Raw genomic sequence first — 24,723 nt, 5'->3', positions numbered from 1 at the left:
ACCCGTTTGAATTATTCGTCGGCAAAACCTTAACTCCACTAGGATTATGGCGCAATACCACTTGACTTTACAACGCTACACCCAAAGTTGGTATAGACGTTTTCCTCGGCACCCTTTACAATGTGCCCGTAACGTTTCGTCTGTTATTTAGGTTAGGAGGTTTCTTATGTTGCAATCACGGTGGATCATTCTGGCGGTACTAGCTTTAATAGTCAGCGTGGCAATTGCGCCAAACAACTTAGTACTGGCGCAGCCAAATCCAGATAGTGGTGTACCTGGCGGGCCTTTTTCTACTGCATTCCGTGTTCAAAACCTCGGTAGTAGTAATGCTACATGTACATACTCCGTATATAATACTTCAGGGGGTCAAAGCTTCAATAGCCCTTTACCTTCCATTAACCCCGGAAAAAGTGCATATGTGTATACACCTAGTGTACCTTCGTTCCCGTCAGGTGTCTTTTCAGCTATTATTAGCTGCGATCAGCCGGTAGCAGCAGTTGTTAATTACTCGGATAGCGATTCTGGCGATACATTCGTTGGTGTATCATCACCAGCAAACAAACTATACGTTCCCGGTGTGTACGATAATTATTACAATTACTATACGTCGTTTCGCATCATGAATGCCTCTGCTTCTAACAACAACGTAACAATCAAATACTATGACGGATCGACTGAAATAACGAGTGAGACAATCGCTCTTATGCCAAATGGTTCAAGTACTGTGACCCATGAAAATCGTGTCGTGTTCTCTAATAATAAGATCTATTCGGCGGTAATCGAAGGCTCCCAACCGTTAGCCGCCATCGTACAAATCTACGGGAAGGGTCCATATGATCAACAGCTCTATGCGTATACTGCATTTAGCGGAGGTTCAAAAACTGCTTACGTTCCTCTCGTTATGAGCAACTACTATGGATATAACACTGCAACCAGCGTTCAGAATGTCGGTACAGGTCCGACATCCGTAACAATACAATATTCAAATGGCGATACCCATACTGTCACCTTGAGCAGTGGGGCTTCACATACTTTTCTCGATTTCAATCTACTGCCCCCCTCCAACTCGACCTACAGCGCAGTTGTGACAAGTACTAACGAACCCATCATCGTCACAGTGAACGAGTCACGCAGCGGTAGCAGACTAGCAACAACCTACGAGGGTTTTTCCAGTGGTTCTAAATCCTGGGTAGCACCCATTGTAATGAAGAATTACTACGGCTTCCAGAGCTCCATCACTTGCCAGAATATTGGTAACGGACCGGCCAATATTTCAGTTGCCTTCAACGGTGAAGCTGGTGGTGGTCCGGTAACTCTACTGCCACAACAGAAGGTTTCCGGCCTAGCGGTGAATCAATCATTTGCTATGCTGCAGCAATTTGATAATTCACTGCCAAACGGCTTTATCGGCTCCGCTGAAATCACTTCGGATCAGGATATCATTTGTGTGATCAATCAAAGCAACCAGAACGTTGGTGCAACACAGGATCAACTATACGCATACAACGCTCTCATCAAACAACCATAGCTTTACGATGCGGAGCAAGGATGAGAATTATTTCATCCTTGCTCCTTGACAAGTTGTATTGTACTTCTTCGTGCGAGGGCTGTATTTGTTACGGTCCTATTTCTGCTTGTGTTGGAAGGTTTCACATGATGTATCGTTTATTACTAACTGTCATACTGATTGTGTTAAGTGCTTGCTCGACTACAACTCCTCAAGCTACACCAACAGTTGTCGACTCGTCAAACGCATCATCACAAGGATATCCGGTAATAACGCCAAATGTTCCCAATACATCTTCTGTCTATCCTGTACCAAATGCTGAACCTATAATGTCAGCCAGCCCGTATCCAGTACTTGAAGCAACAGTTTCTGCTTCAACTCCAGAACCCACCCCACCCATTGTTGTTGATAGTACCAAGGGTGCAATCCGCGGCGTGCTGCTTGATACTGAGGGTAAACCAATTGCGCAGCTTTTTGTATTCTTAGCCACGATTACCGATAATACGACCGGACCGGTTATCTCCTTCTCACTCGATTCACAAAAGGGTGCTACTGATAATCAAGGCAATTTCGTTATCCGAGACGTACCGGCGGGTGTTTATTCACTCGCAATCTGGACACCGGCTACTAACTTTCTCATTCCCGCGCCTAATGGTGAGCCGGGATCGGCGATTCGTGTTGAAGTACGTAACGGTGAAATTACCGAACTAGGTCAGATCCGTATTCGCAGACCGTAGCTCTAGTAAATAAGAAACGCGGAGACCTCTCTAAAAATGTGATCACCCATAATTCTACCCAACCAACGCTATGCCTGAACCATCCATCCTTGAACAGATTGTGGCCCATAAACAGCTTGAGGTCCGCCGACAGCAAGCGAAAATCCCTCTGGTAGAATTGCGCGAGAAGGTTCATCGAGCGCCACCAGTGCGCGATTTTGCGGCAGCCCTCCGTCGCACACCGAGTACCGCACTGATTGCCGAGGTCAAGAAAGCATCGCCGAGTCGGGGGGTATTGCTCACCGATTTCGATCATCTGTCGCTCGCCCGCACTTACGTGGCGAATGGTGCTGCCGCGATTTCGGTGCTCACCGACCGGCGCTTCTTTCAAGGCAGTTTGCTGTATCTAGCCGGCATCCGCAAGCTCCCTGAAGTACAGAAGGTCGGTACCCCACTGCTGCGTAAGGATTTTATTATCGATCCGTACCAAGTCTACGAAGCACGTGCCTACGGCGCCGATGCGTTGTTACTGATCGTCGCTGCGCTTGACGATGCGCTCCTCCGCGATTTGTTTGTTCTTACCTACGAGTTGGGAATGCATGCGCTGATCGAGGTGCATACTATCGCCGAACTTGAACGTGCGTTATCGCTCCAACCCCCGATCATCGGCGTGAATAACCGCGATCTGCATCGGTTTGTCACCGACCGCACCACGACGAAGATGATTGCCGACGCTTTACCACCTCCACCGCACCGCCCATTACTGGTGAGTGAAAGCGGTATCTTTACGCCAGAGCACGTTGCCGAAGTGCGTAGCTATGGCGCCGATGCCATCCTAGTCGGCGAGGCATTGGTGACAGCAGGTGATATCGGCGCACAGGTGCGGGCGCTCGCAACCTCATCCACGTAGTGATTTGCGAGAAAAGGAGTATTGACCGTGCGACAGTGCCCGATTTGCGGTCATGTCTTTACCGGTAACGAGCGGTTTTGTCCGGTATGCGGTCAGGCCCTGGGAGTAGCCGACCGAACGCCTGCACCGGTACTTAATACCACCATCAACCTCACGCCAACCCATAATAGCCGGTTGGCAATTGCCAGCTTGATCTTCGGGATCACGACCTGGATTCTGTTTTTCATCCCCCTCTTACTGGCGGTACCGGCCATCGTGTGTGGACATCTCGGACAAGGGGCGATTAAGCGTAGCAATGGCACAGTGGTCGGGAACGGTCTGGCTATGCTGGGGCTGGGATTGGGATATGCGCACATCGCGCTGACGCTGGTAGCGCTCTGTGTGGCTATAGCGATGGTTGCCAGCTAACAAGATCGAGATCCCATCTTACATCTCATAACGTGACATACAACAATCCTGCCGTAGAACGCGGTCATCGAGTTCTGCGGCAGGATAACGCTACCCACGACAATACTATCCGACTTCTGGCACAATTACGCCGTAGTTGCCATCACGCCGGCGATATAACACACTAATCTGCATTGTCTCGGCATCTTGAAAGACGAAGAAGTTGTGGCCGAGTAACTCCATTTGCTCGATTGCATCATCAACGAACATTGGACGCAGCCGGAACGTCTTCGTTCGAATGACCTTCGCGACCGGTTCGGTTTCAGCCGGAGCCGTCATCGTTTCGGCTTCAGCTTCGGTAATCGCCACTTCTTCAGCCGGAGTTAACCCATTAGTCGCGCGCCGCAATTCGCGGCTTCGCCGCCAATATTTGTCTTTGTAGCGCTGAATTTGGCGCTGCAATACCTCCTGCACTTCATCGATTGCGGCATAGAGGTCGGCGGCACGCTCTTCAGCGCGTAGGATGACGCCATGCTCGGCCACCAGCGTCGTCTGCACTCGATAGACTTCACCGACATTACGCTGGTGTTCGTGTTGTACTTCGACGGTGATACTGGTAATGCCGTTCAGATAACGCCCAAGCTTGGAGAGCTTCTCCTCGATATGCGCACGCTGGCGATCTGAGATTTTGCCGTTTCGGCTCTTGATGGTAAACTCCATCGGTTTCCTCCATCCGCTGACGCCACTCATCGTTGAGTGACCGGCGATAAAAAAACAGCCCGGCCTTTACCATCAGCGCGGTGAAGACCGAGCTATTTCTCAAAAGGTAACGGGTTGTGGAGCAGCTTGACCAAACAACAGGGTCATAGTACATTACTCCCGAACCTAATGCTCCACTTCGGTAGCATAACTGAAAAGCTTTGCCTGTATTCTACTACGCCCCTACCCGTCGTGCAAGATGCGCAGAGTAAGAAACTGTTCACCATGCGTAGTAATTGAATAGTGCAACGGTCGCTGTCACACCAGCAGTTCCATCCCCTCCGCCGCAATCGCAAAGGACAACGAACTACCCTGCGCTGCCAACTGAGCACGAAAGCGGGCAGCAATGGCATCGAGTTCATCGTCGGTTCGGGTCGGGGCATGGTGAAAAATGAACAATCGCTCGACACCGGCTTGTTGGGCAACCTCAATCGCGTCTTCAATCCGGCTATGGCCATAGTCTTCGACCAGCTCATCACGCAAGTATGGTGCGCTGTGGATCAGGACATGAGCATTGCGGGCAAAGGCGATGGCCTGTTCCCGAATCCTATCTTCGTTGTAGCGCACATCAGTTATGTATACCAGCACACGGGAATCCTCTTCCAAGCGGTAGGCCCAGATCGGAGAATGCGAATGACGTGAGAGTGGTAAAGCGCGTACTGTCAGTCGCCCAATGGTAAACGGCTCGGTCGAGATAGTTGTAAAGCGATGAGTGGCACCAATATGGGCCAAACCGTAAACCGGTGAATAGACCGGTGAGAGCATACCATCGTAGACCATCTGTAACGAGCCACGGGTGCTGTCGGGGCCGTAGATATCGAGGCGATTACCGGGAATGTGGACGACACCGGGGAAAGGAAGACCAAGGATGTGATCCCAATAGGTATGGCTAATCAAAAGGGTCAGCGTACCACGGCCACGCCCGAACTCCCCCTGCATCAATTCATCGCCCAACATACAGAAACCGGTACCGGTATCAAGGACGATCAATTCACCACAGTCACCGGTTACGGCCGTACAGCACGTATTACCACCGTAACGCAACATCGCCTCGTGGGGAGTCGGGACAAAGCCACGTACTCCCCAGAAACGCACCTTCATCGCGACCTCCGTAATTCCATTCCCTCAAATGCTGCCGTTACCAACAACCCCGGTGCTGCCATCGCCTGCTGTTCGGCTACGATGCGGTCGAGTTCCTCATCTGTCCGGTGGGGATCGTGATGAAACAATATCAACTGGCGCACCCGTGCTTCTTCGGCGATTTCACGGGCTTGGGAAGCGCTGCTGTGGCCCCAATGGGGAAAGCGGGCATACTGGGCATCGGTGAATTGCGCATCATAGATCAGCCAATCAGACTCGTAAGCCAATTCAATAATCGCTGCTTTCATCGCCGCCAATGCCCGTAGATCACTCTGACTCCGCGCTGTAGGCTGACCGGTCCACTCAATGCGCTCTTCGCCAAACAGGACGGTATGAAACGGGCCGGTATCGGGGATGAAGGTGAGCACACCGTCCGGCGTCTCTAGCCGATACGCGAGTGCGCGGTACGGGTGATTGGCAAGCGCCGTTCGCACCTGTACCGGACCCAATTCAAAACAATGACCGGCACCGATCTCGAAAAAGTTAATCTGTGCCCGCAGATCATCCATAGTGAGCGGCAACAGCGGGTCGCTCAACGCACCGGCCAGTGTCGTTCGCAAACTCGATTGAGTACGGGCGAGGCCGTAGATATCGAGTTTCAGATTGGGATCGAAGAGAGGCGCAAAAAAAGGAAAACCTATGATATGATCCCAATGGGTGTGCGTTATCAAGAGATCAATATGATGCAATGTTGTATGTTGCTGCTGAAGGGACGCACCGAGTAGGCGTAAACCGGTACCGGCGTCGAGGATAATACGGCGCTCTTCAGCCTCAACCTCGACGCATGTTGTATTCCCTCCGTACCGTAGCATGTGAGCATGGGCAACCGGATATGATCCACGAGTGCCCCAAATCCGAACTCTCATCGATGCGTCCGTGTTATTACGTCTAAACTGCGAGACAAGTCGCGCAACGTGACGCAGTGCTGCATTACAGTTTACAGCATAAACGCAGTTTGTAAATGCTTTTTAGCGTATCATTTTTTCGTTATCAAGCGTTGAGGAAGTAAGAAAGGATAGCTCATGGCACGCTTTCGGGTAGGCGTTCAACTGCATCCACAACATACGACGTGGGAATCGTACCGTAATGCCGTCCGCTATGCCGAAGAGATCGGATGCGACACCATTTGGAACTGGGATCACTTCTTCCCGTTGTATGGACCACCGGATGGAGCCCATTTTGAAGGTTGGACCCTCTTGACGGCGATGGCGGTGATCACCCGGCGGGCCGAGGTTGGCTGTCTGGTAACGTGCAACAGTTACCGTAATCCGGCGTTGCTGTCGAATATGGCAAAGACCGTCGACCATATCAGTGGTGGACGACTGATTCTGGGTATTGGGGCAGGCTGGTTTGAGCGGGATTATACAACGTATGGTTACGAATTTGGCACTGCTGCCGACCGGCTGCGGGCACTACGGACAGCATTACCGATCATTAAGGAGCGCTGGGCAAGCGATCAACCACCGCCGCTCCGCCGCATCCCGATCTTGATCGGCGGCGGTGGTGAGAAGGTGACGCTCCGCATCACAGCTGAGCATGCCGATATATGGCACGGATTTGGGCCAATCGAGAATTTTAAGCGAAAGAATGAGATTCTTAATCAGTGGTGTATGCAGATCGGGCGCGATCCGACTACGATTGAGCGCAGTGTGTCACCCCGTGCCGGTGAGCCGATTGAGCCGTATCTTGAGGCAGGAGCGACACATATCATCATTGGTATGGGTGAACCGTGGAACTTCGGACCGGTTGAGGAGTTGCTCAAACTACGCGGGGATTAGTGAGCAGCCGTCCGATCGCCGGTCTATGATAAAGACGGGGACCTGCCTGGCCCCCGTCTTCGTATAATGACAATCAACGCAACGTGGTATACCATTCGGTGTAGAGTTCTTGGAAACTCTTACCGTAGATGCCGCGATAATCCGCCGAACCGGGGGCACGTCCACGACCGTTAGCGTACAACTCATTGAATTTATCCCAGCCATACGTGCGCGCGAGATACTCAACGAATCCGGCCCACATCTCGTAAGCTGCCATCGAATTGGCACTACCGACAAAGGAGGCTAGGTTGCCGCGATAGCCGGCCTGATACAGTTCGCGTGCTCGTGCCTGAAACGAGGGCGAATCGGAGAGGCTCAGCCAGTATTCACCCGAAATCCAGCTAGCTAACCCTTCGAGCAAGACCAGATCGGCCCGGCTTTGTGCTTCACGACCATACGCTTCAGCCTGTAGCGCATGGGCCAATTCGTGGGTAGCGATCACCAGGGCTTGATACGGCTCTTCGTTGGGGCGGTAGAAGATGCGAATGTTGGTACGGTCATGGGTATAGGCAATCCCACGTGTATCACTCGTCGGCGCTAATGCCGGATTGTAGAAGCCAATGGAGACACGCTCGGTAAGTTCGACATCGAAGCGGCGCTGGAGGTAGCCAAGGGCATACTCGATCTTGACGGCCAGATCACGCACCTGTTCGGCACTGAACGTCCCGCGACCAACATAGAAATCGAGACGGCGTCCGGCGTAGACAAACTCACCCGGCAAAACCGGCCCACGACCGGGCAGAAAGCTGGTTGGCGCGACTTTTACCTCAAATGTCTCCAGAAACTCACGACGGGCAAGGGTCGGTGTGAGGGTCGGCAGCGGCAACAGTGATGGGGTTGCCGTTGCTGTTGGTACGCCGGTCGGCGTTTCAGGTGGTAGCAGTTCGGCCACCTTGGGTGATGGTGGTGGTGACGGCACCGTAGCCGCCATAAGTGTTCCCAGCAACAGCAGAACCAGCGTGGGCAACAGCACCATCAGCGTGCGGTTTGTGCGTTTCACGCATTCCCTCTCTTGAACGGCGCAACGTGGCGCTGAGTATTGGTATGCGTCATCATTGCTACGCTTATACCATTACATGGCGGAGACTGTCAAATGCGATGATGTAGAGTATAGACCACCGCTTTCTGCATCAGATGCGACTTTTTCGCTCCGCGCGATGACAGGAATTTGCGCGTGAGAACTGTAGTGTCATTACATGAGCGCGCACCCGCCCGCGCAATCTTGGTGGGGACATTTGTCCAACCCACGCACAAGGACGATTGCGGTGGGGTGGGAGCAGCGGGATGATGCCCGCTCCGCGCACAAGGACGGTTCGGTGGGATAGGAGCAGCGGGATGATGCCCGCTCCGCGCACAAGGACGGCTACAATTGCTCTTTACAGCAACCTAAGCACATCCGAAACGCATCGTCAAGCGCGATCGCCGATTACATATCAGCCGGTGCAACCTCGATCCACGCCCGTTCCACACCTCGCACATTCATAAAGAAATCAAACATGGCCTTCATGAGACCATACTTATTATCAAGTGCCTCACGGGCGGTTTTGACTTCCTCAGGGGGTAAAATCCGTGCTCGGGCCGGCACAGTCGGTCCCAGTGGCTTGCCTGCCCGATCCGACGGCCCAATCTCAACGTGGGGGTTGTTCCGGATCCGCTTAACCTTACCGGCATTAGCCGTCGTCATAATGTAGATTTTGCCATTGTGCTCGGCGAACCAAACCGGCGTCACCACCGGCTGACCGTTTTTGCGGAACGTAATGAGGTTTGCATATTCGTGCCGGTGTAAACCGGCGAAATAGGAAGTTGTCTGCTCTGCCACTATCTCCTCCAGAAGTTTCGTATCTTAGTCAAGAGATTGGCCCTCTTTAGTACTATACCCCGGATTCGGATAAAGCGGCGAGCAAATTTGCCCATTCGGCTAAAGTCACCGTTTCAGCACGACGTTGCGGATCGATCCCAACCTTATGCAACGCCGTTATGATCTGCTCACGAGGGATGGTTACACCCAACGCTGCTAAACCACCGGGTAGCGCATTCCCCAATTGTTTGCGGGCGTGGAGAAAACCGGCTTTGATCAAGCGAAACAGCATATTGACATCAGGCACGGTAACAGGGGGTTGCAGGCGCCGTTGCAAACGGAGGATCGCCGAATCGACCGCTGGGGCAGGGAAGAAACTACTGGCCGGTACGCGAGCCACAATCGAGGGTTCGGCGTAGAATTGAACAGCGTGAGCCAGCACGCTATAATCGCCGGGGCTGGCACAGATACGCTGCGCAACCTCCCACTGCACCAATAACACACTCAGCTCAGGTGGGGTTGTTGCTTCGAGAAAATGGCGCAGGAGCGGGGCAGTAATTGCGTAGGGAATGTTCGCGACCAACTTGTAGGGTGGCATTGCGGCGGCGCGGGCCAGCAAATCGGCAGGAGTTATGGTCAGCACATCACCCTGCACAAGATAAAGGTTGGAACGACCGCTGAACTCGGCGGCGAGGCGATCGGCCAAGCGGCGATCTAGCTCGACACAAATGACTCGTCCTGCCCGTGGCAATAATTCCCAAGTCAGCACTCCCAGGCCTGGACCGACTTCGATCACGGTATCAGTCGGCACGAGCGCAGCTTCGGCGATAATGGTCGCGAGAACACGCCCATCGAGTAAAAAATTCTGACCCATCCCGCGGGTTGGGCGCAGATTAAGTGCCCGTAACGCAGCTCGGATGCGTTGCGGATTCAGGTAGGGGTTCATTGTTCAATCGGTACAAAGATCGTAATCCGCGTTCCCTTACCGGGGGTGGAATCGATTTCGGCACGGCCACCGACGAGACGGGCGCGTTCATCAATGTTGAGCAAGCCCAAGCTCCCACGTCGCTCGTAGGAACGCAGCACCGCCATTTTATCGAACCCAACGCCATCGTCTTGGATCACAACTTCAAGCATCTGATTATTAAGCCGGCGCAAGCGTACCCAGATATGGGCGGCTTTGGCATGCTTGATCGCATTGGTGACCGATTCTTGGATCATATTGAAGAGAGCACCTTCGACCTTCGAGCCAAGCCGCACCTGGTCAATATCACCGGCTTCGAGGATGATGGAGGTATCACCGGCCTTAGCGCGCAAACGATCAAGATACTGTTCGAGCGTCACTTTCAGCCCTTGCGTTTCGAGCATCAATGGCCGCAGCTCAAACAGCATAGTGCGCACCTCGTAATTCGTCCGTTTCGCGATAGTACTCAGCTCATCAAGTTCAACCAACGCTTGGGCAGGATCGCGTTCGAGCAATCGTTTGATAAACTCAGCTTTCATAGTAATCACCGCCATCGACTGAGCCGGCCCGTCGTGTAAATCACGGGCCAACTGATGGCGAACTTCTTCTTCACGCGACAGCAACTTTTCACGCTCTTCTTTCAAATCGTAAATCAACTGGGCATTATGCAAAGCAACAATCGCATAATTAGCCAAAGCGGTCAGCATCTCGACCTGATCGGGTTGCAGCATCTGATTGGTCGCCACCACGAACAGTCCATACGCTCGCATGCCAACCTGCAACGGAATGAGCGCCGCCGATGTGCAATCACGCAAAGCATCGATCTGTTGCAGTGCCGGAAATTGGGCAAATGATGTGATCATCTGCGGCGTAGTGGCGCGGAGAGCAGCGGCTAGCCCGGTATCCATCTGAAGCGAACGATTGAGATCACGGGATGTCAAATTTGAGCCAAATGCGACATAGAGTTCGTTAGGTTGACCAGACGAAAGCAACACTACACCGGTGCGGTAGGTAACAATGTTACGGCTCTCACGAAGCAATGTCTCAAGCACCTGCCGATAATCGGCTGTCGCGCCGAGCGTGAGCGCGACTTTGTATAGTGAGCGCATCTGGTCGCGATAGGCATGGGCTTCTTGCAACGCTCGTTCGGCTTCTTGCTGGGCTTGTATCACTCGCTGACGGTTCGTCTCGCTCTGCCGTTCGGCCAAATTCCCGGTCACCCATGGCACAATAGCCAACGTTAGCCCGCGCAACCCCAATGCAACATAATCGAGCATCGTCATAAGTGCTTCAGGCGCGATCAGGCGCCGCCATCCGATGAAGGCGGCCATATATGCCACAGCGGCCAAGGCACCGGAAAGGACACCAATGTGGAGTGGTTGCCGAATCGCGGCGTAGGTCAGCGGCAGGAGGTAGAGCGGGAAAAAGATCACAATCCGCTCACCACCCAAAAAAGCCATCAGCGAAATAAAAGCAATATCGAACAAATACGACAGGCTGACGAAGCCGGCCACCGCCGGAATAAAGGTCAAGACGGTCATGATCAGAGTGAAGCCGGCATACAGCAAAAAGATCAGCGTTAGTGGTTCGAGATTGGTAGTAATTGGCCAGAGATTCCCGTTGGAAAGAAACTGGGTAACAGCACCAAGCAAAACAAGCATGAGCCAGCGCGCCATTGCATAGAAGCGCTCACCACCCAGTGGGCTCCAAGCAGAAGCTGTGCGTTGTGATGATGACGATGAGGTTGGTGATTGCACCGAACTGGCCATAGACACTCACACTCTAGTTAGATACAGTACGGCGGCGAGCATCTGCATCGCCGCCGCAATGGGATTTACAGCGATTTGAGCGTATCGAGAGTTGCTCGCACTGCCTTGGCCGAAGCGTTGAGAAGCGCCATTTCTTCCTCGTTCAACGGCAACTCAATAATCTTTTCAACACCACCGGCACCGAGCACCACCGGTACACCGAAGTACATGTCGTGCAGACCATACTGGCCGGTCAAGTACGCTGCTACCGGTACCACCCGCTTCTTATCCTTAAGCACGGCCTCAACCATCTGCGCCGTCGCCGCCGCCGGCGCATAGTACGCACTACCGGTCTTCAGCAGGTTAACGATCTCGCCGCCACCTTTCCGAGTGCGCTCGATGATCTGGGCCAACCTTTCAGGGGCAATAAAGTGGCTTACCGGAATACCGCTGATGGTCGAAAAGCGCGGTAACGGCACCATCTCATCACCATGACCACCCATCAACATCGCCTGGACATCTTCGACTGAAACCCCAGCTTCCATCGCGATGAATGTGCGGTAGCGCGCTGCATCGAGCACACCAGCCTGCCCCATCACCCGCTCCTTGGGGAAACCGCTGACTTCGGCAGCCAGATAGGTCATCGCATCAAGCGGATTATTGACCATGATAATAACTGCGTTGGGCGAGAGAGGTGCTGCCTTGCTAATGCAGTCACGGGTAATATCGGCGTTGACCTTAATCAGATCCTCTCGGCTCATGCCCGGCTTGCGCGGCGCGCCCGATGTCACCACAATAACATCTGAATTCGCGGTATCGGCATAATCGTTGGTACCGATCACCCGCACGTCGAAGTCCTCAATGGGCGATGCTTCGTACAGATCAAGTGCCTTGCCCTGCGGTATCCCTTCTACAATATCGAGTAGCACAATGTCGCCCAACTCTTTTGCAGCCAGCCAATGCGCCGTCGTCGAACCGACAAATCCGGCCCCGATAATGCTAATCTTCTTGCGCATACCTATCTCCTCACAACTTCGTGGCGCCAGTTATGGAATGCAACGGAATGCGTCGTTGCCCTCCTTGCGCATTGTATCACACTTGCTTGTAGGCAATAGAGACAGGCTTCACTGCATAGCGTTGAGAACTGACGACAAATCTGATGGCAACGGTGCTGTGAACTCACACCACTGCCCATTGCTGGGATGAAAGAAACCGAGCTGACCGGCATGCAAAAACTGGCGCGTCAACCGCAGATGAGACCGGCGCGGCCCATAAACCGGATCGCCGACAATCGGGTAACCGAGATGACGTAAATGAACCCGAATTTGATGAGTACGCCCGGTTTCGAGCTGCACTTCGAGGAGACTATAGTCACCAAAAGTAGCAATAACCCGATAATGCGTGCGAGCCGGGCGACCATCGGCCACGACCGCCATGCGCAAGCGATCACGCGGATCGCGCCCGATAGGAGCGTCGATGGTACCACGGACGGGTGGGCAACCAACGACCAATGCCTGGTAGATTTTGCGCATGCGACGAGCCTGCTGTTGTTCGACCAAAGCCCGTAACACAGCATCGTGACGGGCAATCACCAACAGACCAGACGTGTCGCGGTCGAGACGATGCACGATACCGGGACGCACTTCACCGCCAATCGCCAGATCGGGGTAGCGGGCCAACAACGCATTGACGAGCGTGCCACGGGGATGGCCTGGCGCCGGATGAACGACCAGTCCGGCCGGTTTGTTGATCACGGCTATATCGGTATCTTCATACACTACGTCGAGCGGAATAGATTCGGGCACTAATTCAACCGGCACCGGCGGCGGGATGATCACGTGAATGACCGTGCCAGGACGTAGCGGCTGGCTGGCACGAGTTGGCCGACCGGCGTATAACACCATACCCTGTTCGATAAGACGCTGCACCTGTGTACGGGACAAATCGGGCATAGATGTGGCAAGAAAACGGTCGATCCGCTGACCATTCGCTTCCAACGGTACGATCAGCTCCCGTTCCTCGGCATCAAGCCCTTCAATGGCAACGACCTCCTTCATGACGGTAACTCCGAATTACGTTGCGATGGCTCGGTTGGCGGTGAAGATTCTGGTGCGCGGCTCAACAACTCGTTCAGCAACCCGTCATCGACCGGTTCCGGTTCGATAACAGACGGCTCATTACCGATAAAGATGATGTGAAATACCAAAACCGCCACGCCTAAGGTAATCGCACTATCGGCCAGATTAAACATTGGCCACCAACCAAACTGGATAAAATCAACCACGTACCCTTGCCGTAAGCGGTCGAAGAGGTTGGAAAGACCACCACCAAACACCAAGCCGGTAGCCACCGTCACCCAGCGCGATTCGGCAGGTAACAGGTATTGGTAGGTGAGGGCCAACACCAACAAGATGAAGCCGGCGCCAACCGAGAGAACCCCACCCTGATCGGGAAAAAGACCAAACGCAACTCCGGTATTTTCGTGGTAGACCAATTGCACCCAATCAAAGAGCAAACTAATTGGACGATTGACGCGCAGGAATACGGTGCTCAACCAAGCTTTACTTACTTGATCAAGGATCACAACCGGTACAGCCACAAATATGAGTAGCATCCAACGAGTACGCATAGCGGTTATTGTGACCTTTTTTTGTATCACGCCACTACCGCGTCCAAGCCACGTAGCATCCAACGAGTACGCATAGCGGTTATTGTGACATCATCGCCTGGCGTAACCGACGCAACGCGATTTCATCAAGTGCATATTGCAACATCAAGAGGGCCGCGCCGATGGTAATCGCACTATCAGCTAGATTAAAGATCGGGAACCAGCCTACCTGGATAAAATCGACGACGTAACCCAAACGAATGCGGTCGATGACATTGCCGAGTGCGCCACCGAGAATCAGCCCCATCGCGGCTTGCACCAGTGTGCGTCGGTTTGGGAGTTGGGTTATGTAGAGATAGATCGCGCCGGCCATAATCACAAACGCAACAACTGTCAGGACATCTGATTTGCCTTGGAAGAGGCTAAACGCGATACCGGTATTATGCGAATACGCGAGCCGGATATCCTCACCGATCAACGGAATAAAGCGCGTCATTGGCGTTGGACCGAGCGTGTCGATAATCCAGCGTTTGGACGCCTGATCTAGTACAATTGCTAACACCGCCACGAGCAACGGTGTGATCCAGCGAGCCTGTAAGAGCTTCACAATGCTTCCTCCTGTGAAGGGATACAACTCAGTGCCGACGGCAAATAGTCAATGATAAGAACAAATGAACCTACACCGGCCAATGCCGCTCTTGTTCATTATAACGTAGGAGCATGAAATAGACGGGTAATGGTCATCAATTAGAATATAGCATGATAAATAGCTACGGCACATGGAGGATAGTCATATGTCTTCAAGCTCACGTCCTAGCACTAGAACTAATCTTCTCACTTCTTTGCTTAGTATCCTCATCGTATTCAGTCTATTCAGTGGGTTGTCGCTCTGGTGGACAATCAGCCTGATAGTTAGTAGTCTCACCATTGTTTTCTTTATCGCCCGCTCGCTGCACCATGCACGTGTGCAACGGTTGTATCGTCAGCAATTGCTAGCATTATCGCCGAGCGAATTCGAGCAGCGCATCGCCCTGTTACTTGAAGATTTAGGGTGGCAGAACGTTGTGGTACGCGGTGGCAGTGGTGACCGCGGTGTTGATATTACCGCCCAACGAGACGGTTTGCGCTACATTATCCAATGCAAACGGTACACCAAACCGGTCGGACCCAACTAGGTGCGCGATCTCGTTGGCGCGCTCCAGATTCAGCAAGCTGACCGAGCCATTTTGGTGACGACAAGCACCTTCACCGATCAATCGCGTCTCGAAGCCCGCGGGCAAGCACTCGAATTGTGGGATCATCAAGTGTTGTGGCAACGGACCAAAGAGGCCGAACAGCGACGATTGACCAACCAGCAGCGCCGGAAATGGTCAGTGGCCCTCCCGGTTGCTTTCGCGCTTGGTCTTAACCTTGTTGTTGCCGGCATTGCCTTCAGCATTAGCGGACCGCCGGTCATCAGCATCGACCGCATTGGGCAACCGATGCCGGTTAGAGAAACGAACGGTGAAAGTGCGACTTTCTGGTCGTTGGGTGCCAATAGTCCTACACCACAATCAACAGTACCTAACCGTCCTTCGGTCACACCCCGTCCCACTCGTACCCCACAACCAACGGCGACGCCACAACCGACCCCCACACCGGTACGACCGACCGCATCGGTTTTTAATGGTGGGAACGTGCGCGCTGCACCTAACCTCCAAGGCGCCGTCCTTGATCAAATTCACGCCTATGAAACGGTCATCCTGCTTGGCCGCAGTGCCGATGGGGTATGGATACGGATTATCAACCCGCGCGGCCAAGAGGGTTGGGTCCACCGCAGCCTATTGACCCTTGATCAGGCAATCGCCGAGACACTGCCGGTGATCACACCGTAGCGCAATCCTGTTGCCGATCATCATGGCCAAGCCTGCACATACCGAACACATCGTGATGCACCGCGACCCGCTGCGCGCACACCTTGGGAGGCAAGGGGAGAAGCGTGGCCTGCGGGGAGGCGCTGCCGATGGGCAACCGGAACATCAAGCGTCCTCCATGCTCAGACGGGCGGTCATGGTAGCCTAGGATCGGCTGCGGCAGATCAGTACGTCGGAGGAACTGCTGACGAACGCGGCGAACGCCTTTGTCGCCAGGTTCCTCAGCTCACCACCGATGACCATGGCGTGCGGACACGTTCATACCGGTCACGAGATCATCGACGTGCGGCTGAGCACCCACAGCGAACGAAGCGTATCGTTTCACCGAGGGTACACCTCGCTACCGGCTCGGCAGTGCATGTTAGTATCACACCCACCACTGCCGAGCACGATCCAGCCGGCTACCCACGGACAGGCAACGATGAAAGCGGTCGAGCCATTTGATCAGTACAGCGGTGATCTGGTTGCGCCTACCCGGTTCTATTCTACTGACAGCACCCTGCCTTGTGGTCACATTGTTACCCGGTCGTGCGGTTGCTATCGTAATTGACGATGCCGTACTCTGTTGGTTCGATCCTGACCACGCGCTGGCGTTGGGATGAAAGGCAGACCACGCTCTCGTCCTTAGGGCTAAGCCAACGGGCACGGTTGGGGTACAATGAAGATCATCGGCGTCATACCGCTACCGTACCCGATCCCACAACACCATTGCCGGTCGCTCACTCAACATCACCCGATCGGGGCTATAGCGAACCTGCGCGCCATGGTCACTCCTGAGCACGCGCCGGTCGAGATCGGGTGGCATGGTGGTGATATATCCCTCATCGTTAAAAAAGAGACGGACACACGAAAACGCAAAGGTTAAATCGTGCGGGCTGGTCAGCGTGAGGTCAAGTTCGCCGTTGTTGGTCATACCGGCGTTCACGCCCATATCACCGAGCATCTGGCGAATGGCATCAACATCGACATTGAGGCGTTGGCCCTTGGCTCCACTCAGCGTGATCGTGATATGCCGACTGGTTAAGACCGAGTCAATTAAGAGGAGTTCGTAAGGTGTCTGCTCAAACAAGATCGCGGCTGCCGGATTTGTACGGTCGATAACCCGCCCAGCCAGTGCCCAACCTAGTGCGTTCACGTCATACGCGATACGTAGAGCGGTAGGAAACGCGAAGGAAATAGCTGTGGCCCCTTGAATAGAAGTGGTCCATTCGGCCATAGGTAGGCCAAAGCCGTAGAGAAAGCCGCGCAGAATGGTTAGACCGAGATCGAGGCTCACCTGCCGTGATCGCCGGCCACTGATGTCGATCAATTGTGCGACCGACGGTTGCACACTCAGCGGACTAGAGTCGGTGAGCAACGGTAAGAGTGAACCACGAAAGATGCTCCGCCCACGTCGATGAACGACGACCGAGAGCGGGCGGATGCGGGCATCAGGGACACGGACCGGATTAGCGCCAAATAGGTCATGGACAAGTGAGACGAGCGGATCATCAGTACAAAGATGAAGCATCATAGACTTCCTCGACGAGATAATTTCAGAAACGGCGGCAGATCGTCGGTTAAGACTGCGGGTGGAGATGGTGGATTGCCAGGAATGGATGCCGAGGCAATGTGCTGCCGTTGGCGAAAGGAAGCCACGTCACTCGCAATCAGAGTGATCTGCACCCGTTCGGGTTGTGGTTGGTAGGGAGACACGACAACACCGATAGCCAAATCGATATCATTGGCAATGGTCTGATGAAGCTGGGCAATCGCGCGATCTACATCGTGCAAACCTAAACAACTACCGCCAATAATAGAGAGAAAGACACGGCGAGCCTTTGTCAAGTTGCCTTCTAACAAATCGCATTGGAGAGCATACTTCATCGCACGTTGTACTGCATCGCCACCGGTAGCACTCCCGATACCGAGCATCGTCAGGCCGGCATTGCGCAGGGTTTGGACGACATGAGAAAAATCAAGCTGCATCAGCGATGGTGACGAGAGCTGCTCAATCACCCCTCTCATTGCAGCACCCAAAATGATGTTGCTGTAGGTCAGCGCTTTGGTCAAGGTTTCACGTGGATCAACAAAATTGAGAACCTTCTGATTTGAGACCACGACTACCGCATCGGCAACCTTACTCAGTTCGACCAATCCTGCTTCAGCCACGCGGCTACGCTGCCCCTTCTCAACGTGAAACGGCATTGTCACGAATGCTAAGGTCAGCGCACCCAACTGACGCGCAAGACGAGCGACAACCGGAGCAGCACCGGTACCGGTACCACCGCCCATACCGGCAACGATCACGACCAGATCGGCACCGGTAAGGACTTGTGCCAACACCGGTTCACTTTCTTGCGCAGCGGCCGCTCCAACCGATGGATGACCACCAGTGCCTTTGCCGGCAGTCACTTGTGGACCGAGCAATATCCGGGTTGGAACATTGACACGCCCGGCCAGATCTTGCCGATCGGTATTAGCAACAATCACCTCCACCTGATCGGGTAGAAAGGTGAGTGTACTCACCAGATTCCCACCACAACCACCAATACCAATGAGCTTTATCGTGATGGGTGCGCGCGGGTGGATTGGCGGATCAGACGATTGCATAGGCTTCCTTACGGGTCATTCCCTATCGGTGACAGGAACACTGGCAGCAGGTTCGAGCACTTGCACCCGATCGACACGAATCCGAAAATGTCGACGGAGGAGATGAACGAGCGCTTGCAGGGCGCTGCGCAACCGCGGTGATGAATGTTGCAACAATCCTTCAACGGCAATCACCAATGCTCGCTGATCGAGATGTTCGGCCGGTCGGCCCACCCCTCGCGCAGCCCGGGCAACGAAGCGTTCATGCCGTAGGCGATACACCATTCCGGTATGATCGATGTAATAATGCCAACGAGCATCGATATGGGCGTTGGGTAACAGGAAACTGGTTGGACCCGGTACCGGGACGATGAGAATAGTATCAATAGGTTGACGCCGCACTTCACCATCACCGGCAAAGAGGCTAACGTCGATCAACGGTTGGCCGTGACGAGCGGGGCCTAACAGCGGCACCGTACTCATCGGCGACGGTGGCAGATGGTGACTGTTAAGACAAGATAGCCGCACAATCCCGGTCGCTGTTGATCGCAACCCACTCAGCAACGCCGTCAGCCGACCGAACGGACTCGACGGCGGCAATGGCCGTTCGAGCGGCCAATCAGGGGTTGGTAAGCGACAGGCCACCACATCGAGGGCGAAAGGCATCAGCGCCACCGGTACTCCGTCAATCACGGCCGTTTCTGCCGGAGCAAGCGGCGCCCCAAGCTCTTCGGTTAACGCATACTGGATCAGCGCCGCTTTAGGATGGTAACGGCGACCGGTGCGGAGTGCGAAGAGATCATCGAGTAACAAGTGAGCGAGTTGATCGGCCCGCTCGCGGCTCAGACCGGCCAGTATCATCTGCCCCGCAGCGGCCTGCCTAAGTTCGCTCAACCGATAGATCACCTGCCATTGTCCTACCGGCGAGCACAGGCTATCAAGGGCAAAGTGTTGGCAAGCGAAACTCAATCCTGCCGTGAGCGCCAGCCGATGATTGTAGCTAATCGGCATACCCAACGTGTCGAGGTGTCGGAGAAAATACTGATGAAATGCCCAACCAGGTTGAAAACCGTTGACCGGATCGACGGCCCGAAAGATAGCTTCGAGTAAGGCCATCCGTTGCGGACTGGCCGGAATAGTGCTGAGGCGCTCAATTGGTGTACCGGCACGGAGCGTATCGTCGGGACCAACTTCAGCACAGAGTGCATCACGGGCATACACCTCAACCAGATAGCGTGTCCCATCTGGCAAACTCAACGCACGTTCGCGGTCGTTTGGCGCCGCAGCCGGGCGTGGTGCGAGGGGGCGGGCAACCAACGAGGCCACCGGCATACCGAGTTTCGCAGCATGGGCATGGCTCCAAAAAGGCCATTCAGATGGCAACCCACTACCGGCAGCACGGTAAGCAATATCGAGCATATACTGTCGCAACCGATCACCCACCGGCAACGACGGTGCCGCCGTAAGATCGGCAAACACCTCGTCGAGAAATGGTTGCCACGGAAACCCTGCCGGATCGGTCTTACGACCGGGAGCAATATCGAGATGACGTACTACCTGATTAGGTGGGATGTGATACTTCTGCACCAGCTCACGCACGAGCCAAAGCGCAGCCGCGTACTGTTCCGGCGGATACGGATCCCGGCCATCGTTACGATTCTCCAACTCGATCCCCAAAGATACCTCATTACAGCCATAAACGGTACGGCCATCGACCTCCCAGCGACTCACACCGGCATGCCAGGCAATATCGTGATCGGCGACCAACTGAAAAATCTGACCACGCTTAGTGATGTAGTAATGCACTGAAACCTCTCGTCCCGGCGCACCACCTTGCCGCAGCCACTTGAAGTCACCGGGATACGAGCCGGCGGTCGCGTGAAGTACAATCATCCGAATCCGATCTGGCGAACCCGGTTGAAAATTGTTACGGGTCATCCCAACCCATTCGATCTGGTACATTGCACACCTGTTATGCAGCACTACAGACTATTCACGGGATTTTCGCCGTGCCCGCCATTCCTCTTGGATGCGGAGTCGGCGAATGATCGGCGAGCGACGAACAGAATTCGCGCTTAACGTAAGGGCCGGCATCTGATCGCTTGGTGGACGCAGATAAAGCGGGCCAAACCGCCGATTACGCACATAGAGCGCAGGCACAAACCAGGACACTTGATCGGACTCGCTCACGTACAGCGCGATCCGAGCGGCGGCTAAGGCTTCTTGCACACTCCGTCCCTGCGCTAGGCCGGCGTAGACAATACTCGCGATGCGTGTAGCTGCATCGGCGCGGATCGTAAACTGCATCCCGATTACCACCGGCACCCCGGCTACACTAAGGGCCGGGGCAACACTGCTCAACAATGGAGCGCCGGGGGTTGTCATAGCCCCTTGGCAAGCGTGTAACAACACCATCCGAACTCCACCTGCTGCTGCTGCCAACGCACTCGGTGGCGTCCATTCCTCGCCACCATGCTCACAATCCAGTAACAATGCACCCTCACCACGCTCGTAGCGACCGTGGCCATAGTAGTGAATCACGTCGGGTGCCCATTCACGAACCACCCGTTCCAGTTCGCGCCGTGAGACCGGGCTTAACTCCCGCACCTCGGCCAACTGTCGCTCGAGCAGTGGTTGCAAAGCGTTCATCCGCACACTTCGCTCAAGTTGACGCAACTCAGGTGGGATACCGGCCTGTGGAGAGAGAGCCAGAATCCGCAGCGCACCGCTACCGGGTGTCGGTTGCGGCGGTGGACCGGTATGTTTCAAGCGTCGCTCAATCGTAGCCGATAACCGTCGTTCGGTCAGCAACGGCGTGGGTTCATCGGCCCACAGCAACTCCCATGGCAGAGACGCTAACGCGACATCTGCGGTGGCGTGCGCATTGAAATGGCAAGCGATCAGCAGTGGACGGTCAACGGCCAGCGCAAAGTTCCGCACCATCTTCAGCGCCTCTGCACCGCGTGGATCATGGGTCAAGGCACGAAACAGCCGACGACCCACACGGCGTGGTAAATCTGGTGGCACATGCTCGTCATCGTCCCAGAAATTAAGTTCACGCAAGCGGTCCTGCTCGGCCGGAGTAAAGGTAAAAGCAGTTTCTTGGGCTGATGTCCACGGATGCGGATAAGCCGGATCTTGCAGCACATCAAGGGCACGCAACACGAGCGGTACATCGTCACTCGCGATTGGCATCGGCATTTGACTGTGGGTGATGTCGATCACCTCATTCGCTTCCCAGCGCACGAAGAAACCGCGATGGTACGAGCTAAAATCGATTGAGAGCAATACCGGATGGTAGATTGATCGCATAAAACGTCTTAGGCTTGCCTAGCTCAACACCGTTACCCCTACGAGGCCTTACCCTGCATCGGCCACAAACCACCACAACACGCTTCACCGCTTACCTCTCCGATCTCGTCGGCACATCGGCGGCCAACAACACCACTAAGAGCCGTTGATCGGCGTTCGGCTCACGCAACAGTAACCGTTCGCGCTCCAAGGTCTGACGCAAACGTTGACGGGCGATCAGGGCACTACCGGTAGGACGGTCGGGAACCGGTCGTGATGAGTACAATCGCGAGCTATTCATCAAGTACCTTCTTTCTACTACACATTGTAGTAAACATGGTCATAAAGAAACGACATCACTGCGGGCGACACCCCAATCGAGGCGTGACCAACGACCGGCGGAGGCTAACAGGGTCAGCTCACACTCCTGCCATCGTTCCGGCGCCCACACTTCGAGATACTGATCCATCCCTACCAGTACAGCAGTACGTTCAAGACCGGCATAGGTGCGGAGAGGAGGAGGGAACGTAATTATTGCTTGCGCATCGAGAAGCGACACCTGCGCCTCGGCAAACAGCAACCGCCGCAACCATCGTTCATCGCCACCACCGAGCGTAAGCGTACTAACGCGCTGGGCGAGACCACGCCAAAATGGTTCGGGGCAGATGTGAAGACAGCGCTCAAAACCGCGTGTTACCACGACGGTGAGGCCGAGCAGCGGACGCAGTGGCGATGGGAGCACGCATTGACCACTTTCATCAATTGACACGATCCACGTTCCGAGCAGCATACTCTCCTCACGACAGTTCAGTCTACAATCAGGGTAATTATTAGGATATTGTTGGGCGCTTATTATACCTGATTGTTTGTACTATAGCATATAATAGTCAAGGCGTCTAGTCGTCTACATAGTACCTTTGGGGGAGATTGACTTTACTACAATTTGTAGTATTATGGAGATACGGCGTCTGTCACCACGATACCGGTGAGGCTTTTCAATCGCGATGTAGCGGACACCTGTCCAATCAGCGAGGAGGTAGGCGTCAACTAAAACCCAATAGCTACCCAAAAACAACCCTTGATTCTAGACATTTGACGTACAGTATGGTATACTCATACCGTGACAACGAAAGGAATCCTACAATGCTCGCAGTGAACCACACTACCACCATCGATACTGTCACTGATGCCGATCATCTCGCCGTTCAACTACCGTTACAGGTCATCGGGCTCTCAACGATGTACGCAGCGGCATTGCAATTCATTCAGCGACGGTATCCAACCCTTGTGCCTGACCATCTGTGGGCAGAAGTAGCCGGTGGGGTCGTCCTCTCGCTAGCGCCGGTTGCCGTCGCTGCTCGTCGCGTTCGTGGTCTTGATTGGCGACACTACGAAGAACTGGTTTGGCGCAGTTTTGTAGCTGCGGGGATTCCGATCATTCTCTGGCAGCTCGGCGAAAGTGTTCTTCGCCGTCGCGAGGCTGAAGAGTACTTACGCCGTACACGAAGGAGCGTTGTTGAGTATGCCGACGATCCCACGCCGCTGGCCAACCGAACTGGAGACCGAGAGGGTGGAACTGATCCGCGTGGCTGACGAGGCAGTTCAATACATCCAGCAAGCGCGGAGCACGCTTGAACAAGCGTCCCCCGAACTGAGCCGCAACATCCACCTTGCCCGGGTGATGCTCGTGACTGCCGAACGTGCGGTTTACGATGCGCTCACCTGTATCGAGCGCATGCGCCGCTATCTCGCCATTGTGCGTGGAGCCGATATCAATGGCCGTTGGCCGATGGTCGCCGCCCGGCAACGCGATGATAGCGAACATGCGCTCGAGCGAGCAGCGCAGAGCCTTGAAGAGGTGCAAGACCTGTTTGAACGTCTGCGACCGACTTATCCATCAAATCTGACCCTTGCTGAAGCGATATTGGCCGATATGACGCTGGCCCTTGCCCGTGCCCGCCGCTCAATTGAACAAATGGTACGCTTGCTAACGGAAGCGGCCATCGGTCGTGATTAAGGAACGGAGAGAGACGTTGTTCTGCAACATCTCTCTCCTCAGTCAACCTTGACGTTTGACCGAAATCGGTTCTGGTACCCTGAGGCGCGTGTCCACAGTCGGCCACCACCAGGTGATCGCCATATTTATCACTAACACTATCGTGGTCGCAAGACCGCCTTCCGGCCCAAATGCGCCACCGGTCAACCAATCAGGCCCTGTCTCCCATCAAGGTGACACTAGATGTCGCCTTCGCGTCATTCCGCGCGCGATACCACCTTCGTGTCATTCCACGCGCGATACCGCCTTTTTGTCATTCCGCGCGCGATACCGCCTTCGCGTCAGTCCGCGCGCGATACCGCCTTTTTGTCATTCCGAGCGGCGCGAGGAATCTGAGCGGGTTGGGTACGACCCCTCGCTGCGCTCGGGGTGACAACAGTTACTTCCGTTGTCCACAGTTGCAATTCCGACTCTTGGGTGACCAGACCCCTCGCTGCGCTCGGGGTGACAATGGAGGAAGCGGCGCGGGGTGACAATGGAGGACGGTCACGGGTGACACGATACCACCTTCGCGTCATTCCGCGCGCGATACCACCTT

Annotated in this window: 25 protein-coding genes and 1 pseudogene; 9 read left to right on the top strand and 17 right to left on the bottom strand. The window is 54.5% G+C overall.

Annotated elements, in window-relative coordinates:
- Positions 1 to 166 precede the first annotated feature (166 nt).
- From ACP5OT_RS10905 to ACP5OT_RS10890, 4 genes are all read left to right on the top strand, one after another.
- A complete protein-coding gene (locus ACP5OT_RS10905; RefSeq protein WP_428132112.1) occupies positions 167 to 1,528 on the top strand; it encodes a hypothetical protein in 1,362 nt (453 codons plus the stop codon).
- Between the two features lie 128 nt (positions 1,529 to 1,656).
- A complete protein-coding gene (locus ACP5OT_RS10900) occupies positions 1,657 to 2,244 on the top strand; it encodes a carboxypeptidase-like regulatory domain-containing protein (RefSeq protein ID WP_428132109.1) in 588 nt (195 codons plus the stop codon).
- A 70-nt stretch (positions 2,245 to 2,314) separates the two neighbouring features.
- Entirely contained in the window at positions 2,315 to 3,133 is an 819-nt protein-coding gene (gene trpC, locus ACP5OT_RS10895) for an indole-3-glycerol phosphate synthase TrpC (protein WP_424676736.1), read from the top strand.
- A gap of 27 nt (positions 3,134 to 3,160) precedes the next feature.
- A complete protein-coding gene (locus tag ACP5OT_RS10890) occupies positions 3,161 to 3,541 on the top strand; it encodes a DUF4190 domain-containing protein (RefSeq protein WP_428132107.1) in 381 nt (126 codons plus the stop codon).
- Between the two features lie 105 nt (positions 3,542 to 3,646).
- On the opposite strand, the gene hpf is transcribed toward ACP5OT_RS10890, so the two are convergent.
- The 3 genes from hpf to ACP5OT_RS10875 form a co-directional block, all read right to left on the bottom strand.
- On the bottom strand, positions 3,647 to 4,240 hold the full coding sequence (gene hpf, locus ACP5OT_RS10885; RefSeq protein ID WP_424676734.1) for a ribosome hibernation-promoting factor, HPF/YfiA family: 594 nt from the start codon (positions 4,238 to 4,240) through the stop codon (positions 3,647 to 3,649).
- Between the two features lie 297 nt (positions 4,241 to 4,537).
- On the bottom strand, positions 4,538 to 5,380 hold the full coding sequence (locus ACP5OT_RS10880; protein ID WP_424676733.1) for an MBL fold metallo-hydrolase: 843 nt from the start codon (positions 5,378 to 5,380) through the stop codon (positions 4,538 to 4,540).
- On the bottom strand, positions 5,377 to 6,231 hold the full coding sequence (locus tag ACP5OT_RS10875; protein ID WP_428132103.1) for an MBL fold metallo-hydrolase: 855 nt from the start codon (positions 6,229 to 6,231) through the stop codon (positions 5,377 to 5,379). Before ACP5OT_RS10875 ends, ACP5OT_RS10880 begins: the two co-directional genes overlap by 4 nt.
- A gap of 210 nt (positions 6,232 to 6,441) precedes the next feature.
- Between ACP5OT_RS10875 and ACP5OT_RS10870 the strand changes: the two genes are divergently transcribed.
- Entirely contained in the window at positions 6,442 to 7,197 is a 756-nt protein-coding gene (locus ACP5OT_RS10870; RefSeq protein WP_424676731.1) for an LLM class F420-dependent oxidoreductase, read from the top strand.
- Positions 7,198 to 7,270: 73 nt separating this feature from the next.
- Here the strand turns inward: ACP5OT_RS10870 and ACP5OT_RS10865 are convergent, their stop codons facing one another.
- From ACP5OT_RS10865 to lspA (ACP5OT_RS10830), 8 genes are all read right to left on the bottom strand, one after another.
- Positions 7,271 to 8,236, bottom strand: a complete 966-nt coding sequence (locus ACP5OT_RS10865; RefSeq protein WP_428132100.1) for a hypothetical protein — start codon at positions 8,234 to 8,236, stop codon at positions 7,271 to 7,273.
- 426 nt (positions 8,237 to 8,662) lie between these two features.
- Positions 8,663 to 9,055 carry a PPOX class F420-dependent oxidoreductase gene (locus tag ACP5OT_RS10860; RefSeq protein ID WP_424676729.1) on the bottom strand — a complete coding sequence of 131 codons (393 nt, stop codon included), beginning with the start codon at positions 9,053 to 9,055 and terminating at the stop codon, positions 8,663 to 8,665.
- 52 nt (positions 9,056 to 9,107) lie between these two features.
- Entirely contained in the window at positions 9,108 to 9,980 is an 873-nt protein-coding gene (gene rsmA / locus ACP5OT_RS10855; protein ID WP_428112124.1) for a 16S rRNA (adenine(1518)-N(6)/adenine(1519)-N(6))-dimethyltransferase RsmA, read from the bottom strand.
- The gene (locus ACP5OT_RS10850) at positions 9,977 to 11,767 is read right to left on the bottom strand and encodes a GAF domain-containing sensor histidine kinase (protein WP_424676727.1); all 1,791 of its coding nucleotides are present in this window, start codon (positions 11,765 to 11,767) and stop codon (positions 9,977 to 9,979) included. The genes rsmA and ACP5OT_RS10850 overlap by 4 nt, the downstream gene beginning before the upstream one ends.
- Before the next feature lie 65 nt (positions 11,768 to 11,832).
- Positions 11,833 to 12,762: a malate dehydrogenase gene (gene mdh / locus ACP5OT_RS10845; RefSeq protein ID WP_424676726.1), complete on the bottom strand. Its 930-nt coding sequence runs from the start codon at positions 12,760 to 12,762 to the stop codon at positions 11,833 to 11,835.
- 108 nt (positions 12,763 to 12,870) lie between these two features.
- A complete protein-coding gene (locus ACP5OT_RS10840) occupies positions 12,871 to 13,803 on the bottom strand; it encodes an RluA family pseudouridine synthase (protein WP_428132098.1) in 933 nt (310 codons plus the stop codon).
- On the bottom strand, positions 13,800 to 14,375 hold the full coding sequence (gene lspA, locus ACP5OT_RS10835) for a signal peptidase II (RefSeq protein WP_424676724.1): 576 nt from the start codon (positions 14,373 to 14,375) through the stop codon (positions 13,800 to 13,802). The genes ACP5OT_RS10840 and lspA (ACP5OT_RS10835) overlap by 4 nt, the downstream gene beginning before the upstream one ends.
- Positions 14,376 to 14,454: 79 nt before the next feature.
- Entirely contained in the window at positions 14,455 to 14,961 is a 507-nt protein-coding gene (gene lspA, locus ACP5OT_RS10830) for a signal peptidase II (RefSeq protein WP_424676723.1), read from the bottom strand.
- Positions 14,962 to 15,133: 172 nt separating this feature from the next.
- Here lspA (ACP5OT_RS10830) and ACP5OT_RS10825 point away from each other — a divergent pair.
- Positions 15,134 to 15,652 (top strand): annotated as a pseudogene (locus tag ACP5OT_RS10825) (restriction endonuclease); the annotation flags it as partial.
- A 183-nt stretch (positions 15,653 to 15,835) separates the two neighbouring features.
- A complete protein-coding gene (locus tag ACP5OT_RS10820; RefSeq protein ID WP_424676743.1) occupies positions 15,836 to 16,228 on the top strand; it encodes an SH3 domain-containing protein in 393 nt (130 codons plus the stop codon).
- 721 nt (positions 16,229 to 16,949) lie between these two features.
- Here the strand turns inward: ACP5OT_RS10820 and ACP5OT_RS10815 are convergent.
- The 6 genes from ACP5OT_RS10815 to ACP5OT_RS10790 all read right to left on the bottom strand — a co-directional run bounded on the left by ACP5OT_RS10815 (position 16,950) and on the right by ACP5OT_RS10790 (position 22,919).
- Complete coding sequence (locus ACP5OT_RS10815) at positions 16,950 to 17,780, bottom strand: hypothetical protein (protein WP_424676722.1); 831 nt, start codon at positions 17,778 to 17,780, stop codon at positions 16,950 to 16,952.
- A complete protein-coding gene (locus ACP5OT_RS10810; protein ID WP_424676721.1) occupies positions 17,777 to 18,859 on the bottom strand; it encodes a cell division protein FtsZ in 1,083 nt (360 codons plus the stop codon). Before ACP5OT_RS10810 ends, ACP5OT_RS10815 begins: the two co-directional genes overlap by 4 nt.
- Positions 18,860 to 18,874: 15 nt before the next feature.
- Positions 18,875 to 20,800, bottom strand: coding sequence for an N-acetylmuramoyl-L-alanine amidase (locus ACP5OT_RS10805; RefSeq protein WP_424676720.1), 1,926 nt, complete (start codon positions 20,798 to 20,800; stop codon positions 18,875 to 18,877).
- A gap of 27 nt (positions 20,801 to 20,827) precedes the next feature.
- Positions 20,828 to 22,150 (bottom strand): CHAT domain-containing protein, encoded by a 1,323-nt coding sequence (locus ACP5OT_RS10800; RefSeq protein WP_424676719.1) that lies wholly within the window; start codon positions 22,148 to 22,150, stop codon positions 20,828 to 20,830.
- A gap of 91 nt (positions 22,151 to 22,241) precedes the next feature.
- Entirely contained in the window at positions 22,242 to 22,430 is a 189-nt protein-coding gene (locus ACP5OT_RS10795) for a hypothetical protein (RefSeq protein WP_424676718.1), read from the bottom strand.
- Between the two features lie 39 nt (positions 22,431 to 22,469).
- The gene (locus ACP5OT_RS10790; RefSeq protein WP_424676717.1) at positions 22,470 to 22,919 is read right to left on the bottom strand and encodes a division/cell wall cluster transcriptional repressor MraZ; all 450 of its coding nucleotides are present in this window, start codon (positions 22,917 to 22,919) and stop codon (positions 22,470 to 22,472) included.
- A 353-nt stretch (positions 22,920 to 23,272) separates the two neighbouring features.
- On the opposite strand from ACP5OT_RS10790, the gene ACP5OT_RS10785 reads away from it, so the two are divergent.
- Complete coding sequence (locus tag ACP5OT_RS10785; RefSeq protein ID WP_424676716.1) at positions 23,273 to 23,722, top strand: hypothetical protein; 450 nt, start codon at positions 23,273 to 23,275, stop codon at positions 23,720 to 23,722.
- On the top strand, positions 23,700 to 24,146 hold the full coding sequence (locus ACP5OT_RS10780) for a hypothetical protein (RefSeq protein WP_424676742.1): 447 nt from the start codon (positions 23,700 to 23,702) through the stop codon (positions 24,144 to 24,146). The genes ACP5OT_RS10785 and ACP5OT_RS10780 overlap by 23 nt, the downstream gene beginning before the upstream one ends.
- Positions 24,147 to 24,723: the final 577 nt, after the last annotated feature.

Source organism: Chloroflexus sp., from assembly GCF_049970315.1.
In the GTDB taxonomy this organism is placed as follows: domain Bacteria; phylum Chloroflexota; class Chloroflexia; order Chloroflexales; family Chloroflexaceae; genus Chloroflexus.
This window is presented reverse-complemented; position numbering and strand designations above follow the sequence as displayed.

Bases quoted from the DNA above. Each gene is read 5' to 3' on its own strand.
- ACP5OT_RS10880 (WP_424676733.1), bottom strand. From the start codon at position 5,380: ATGAAGGTGCGTTTCTGGGGAGTACGTGGCTTTGTCCCGACTCCCCAC.
- ACP5OT_RS10800 (WP_424676719.1), bottom strand. From the start codon at position 22,150: ATGCGATCAATCTACCATCCGGTATTGCTCTCAATCGATTTTAGCTCG.
- mdh (WP_424676726.1), bottom strand. From the start codon at position 12,762: ATGCGCAAGAAGATTAGCATTATCGGGGCCGGATTTGTCGGTTCGACG.
- ACP5OT_RS10790 (WP_424676717.1), bottom strand. From the start codon at position 22,919: ATGCTGCTCGGAACGTGGATCGTGTCAATTGATGAAAGTGGTCAATGC.
- ACP5OT_RS10870 (WP_424676731.1), top strand. From the start codon at position 6,442: ATGGCACGCTTTCGGGTAGGCGTTCAACTGCATCCACAACATACGACG.
- ACP5OT_RS10785 (WP_424676716.1), top strand. From the start codon at position 23,273: ATGCTCGCAGTGAACCACACTACCACCATCGATACTGTCACTGATGCC.
- lspA (WP_424676724.1), bottom strand. From the start codon at position 14,375: ATGCGTACTCGTTGGATGCTACTCATATTTGTGGCTGTACCGGTTGTG.
- ACP5OT_RS10900 (WP_428132109.1), top strand. From the start codon at position 1,657: ATGTATCGTTTATTACTAACTGTCATACTGATTGTGTTAAGTGCTTGC.
- trpC (WP_424676736.1), top strand. From the start codon at position 2,315: ATGCCTGAACCATCCATCCTTGAACAGATTGTGGCCCATAAACAGCTT.
- hpf (WP_424676734.1), bottom strand. From the start codon at position 4,240: ATGGAGTTTACCATCAAGAGCCGAAACGGCAAAATCTCAGATCGCCAG.
- ACP5OT_RS10815 (WP_424676722.1), bottom strand. From the start codon at position 17,780: ATGATGCTTCATCTTTGTACTGATGATCCGCTCGTCTCACTTGTCCAT.
- ACP5OT_RS10905 (WP_428132112.1), top strand. From the start codon at position 167: ATGTTGCAATCACGGTGGATCATTCTGGCGGTACTAGCTTTAATAGTC.
- ACP5OT_RS10875 (WP_428132103.1), bottom strand. From the start codon at position 6,231: ATGCTACGGTACGGAGGGAATACAACATGCGTCGAGGTTGAGGCTGAA.
- rsmA (WP_428112124.1), bottom strand. From the start codon at position 9,980: ATGAACCCCTACCTGAATCCGCAACGCATCCGAGCTGCGTTACGGGCA.
- ACP5OT_RS10805 (WP_424676720.1), bottom strand. From the start codon at position 20,800: ATGTACCAGATCGAATGGGTTGGGATGACCCGTAACAATTTTCAACCG.
- ACP5OT_RS10850 (WP_424676727.1), bottom strand. From the start codon at position 11,767: ATGGCCAGTTCGGTGCAATCACCAACCTCATCGTCATCATCACAACGC.
- ACP5OT_RS10810 (WP_424676721.1), bottom strand. From the start codon at position 18,859: ATGCAATCGTCTGATCCGCCAATCCACCCGCGCGCACCCATCACGATA.
- ACP5OT_RS10840 (WP_428132098.1), bottom strand. From the start codon at position 13,803: ATGAAGGAGGTCGTTGCCATTGAAGGGCTTGATGCCGAGGAACGGGAG.
- ACP5OT_RS10795 (WP_424676718.1), bottom strand. From the start codon at position 22,430: ATGAATAGCTCGCGATTGTACTCATCACGACCGGTTCCCGACCGTCCT.
- ACP5OT_RS10820 (WP_424676743.1), top strand. From the start codon at position 15,836: ATGCCGGTTAGAGAAACGAACGGTGAAAGTGCGACTTTCTGGTCGTTG.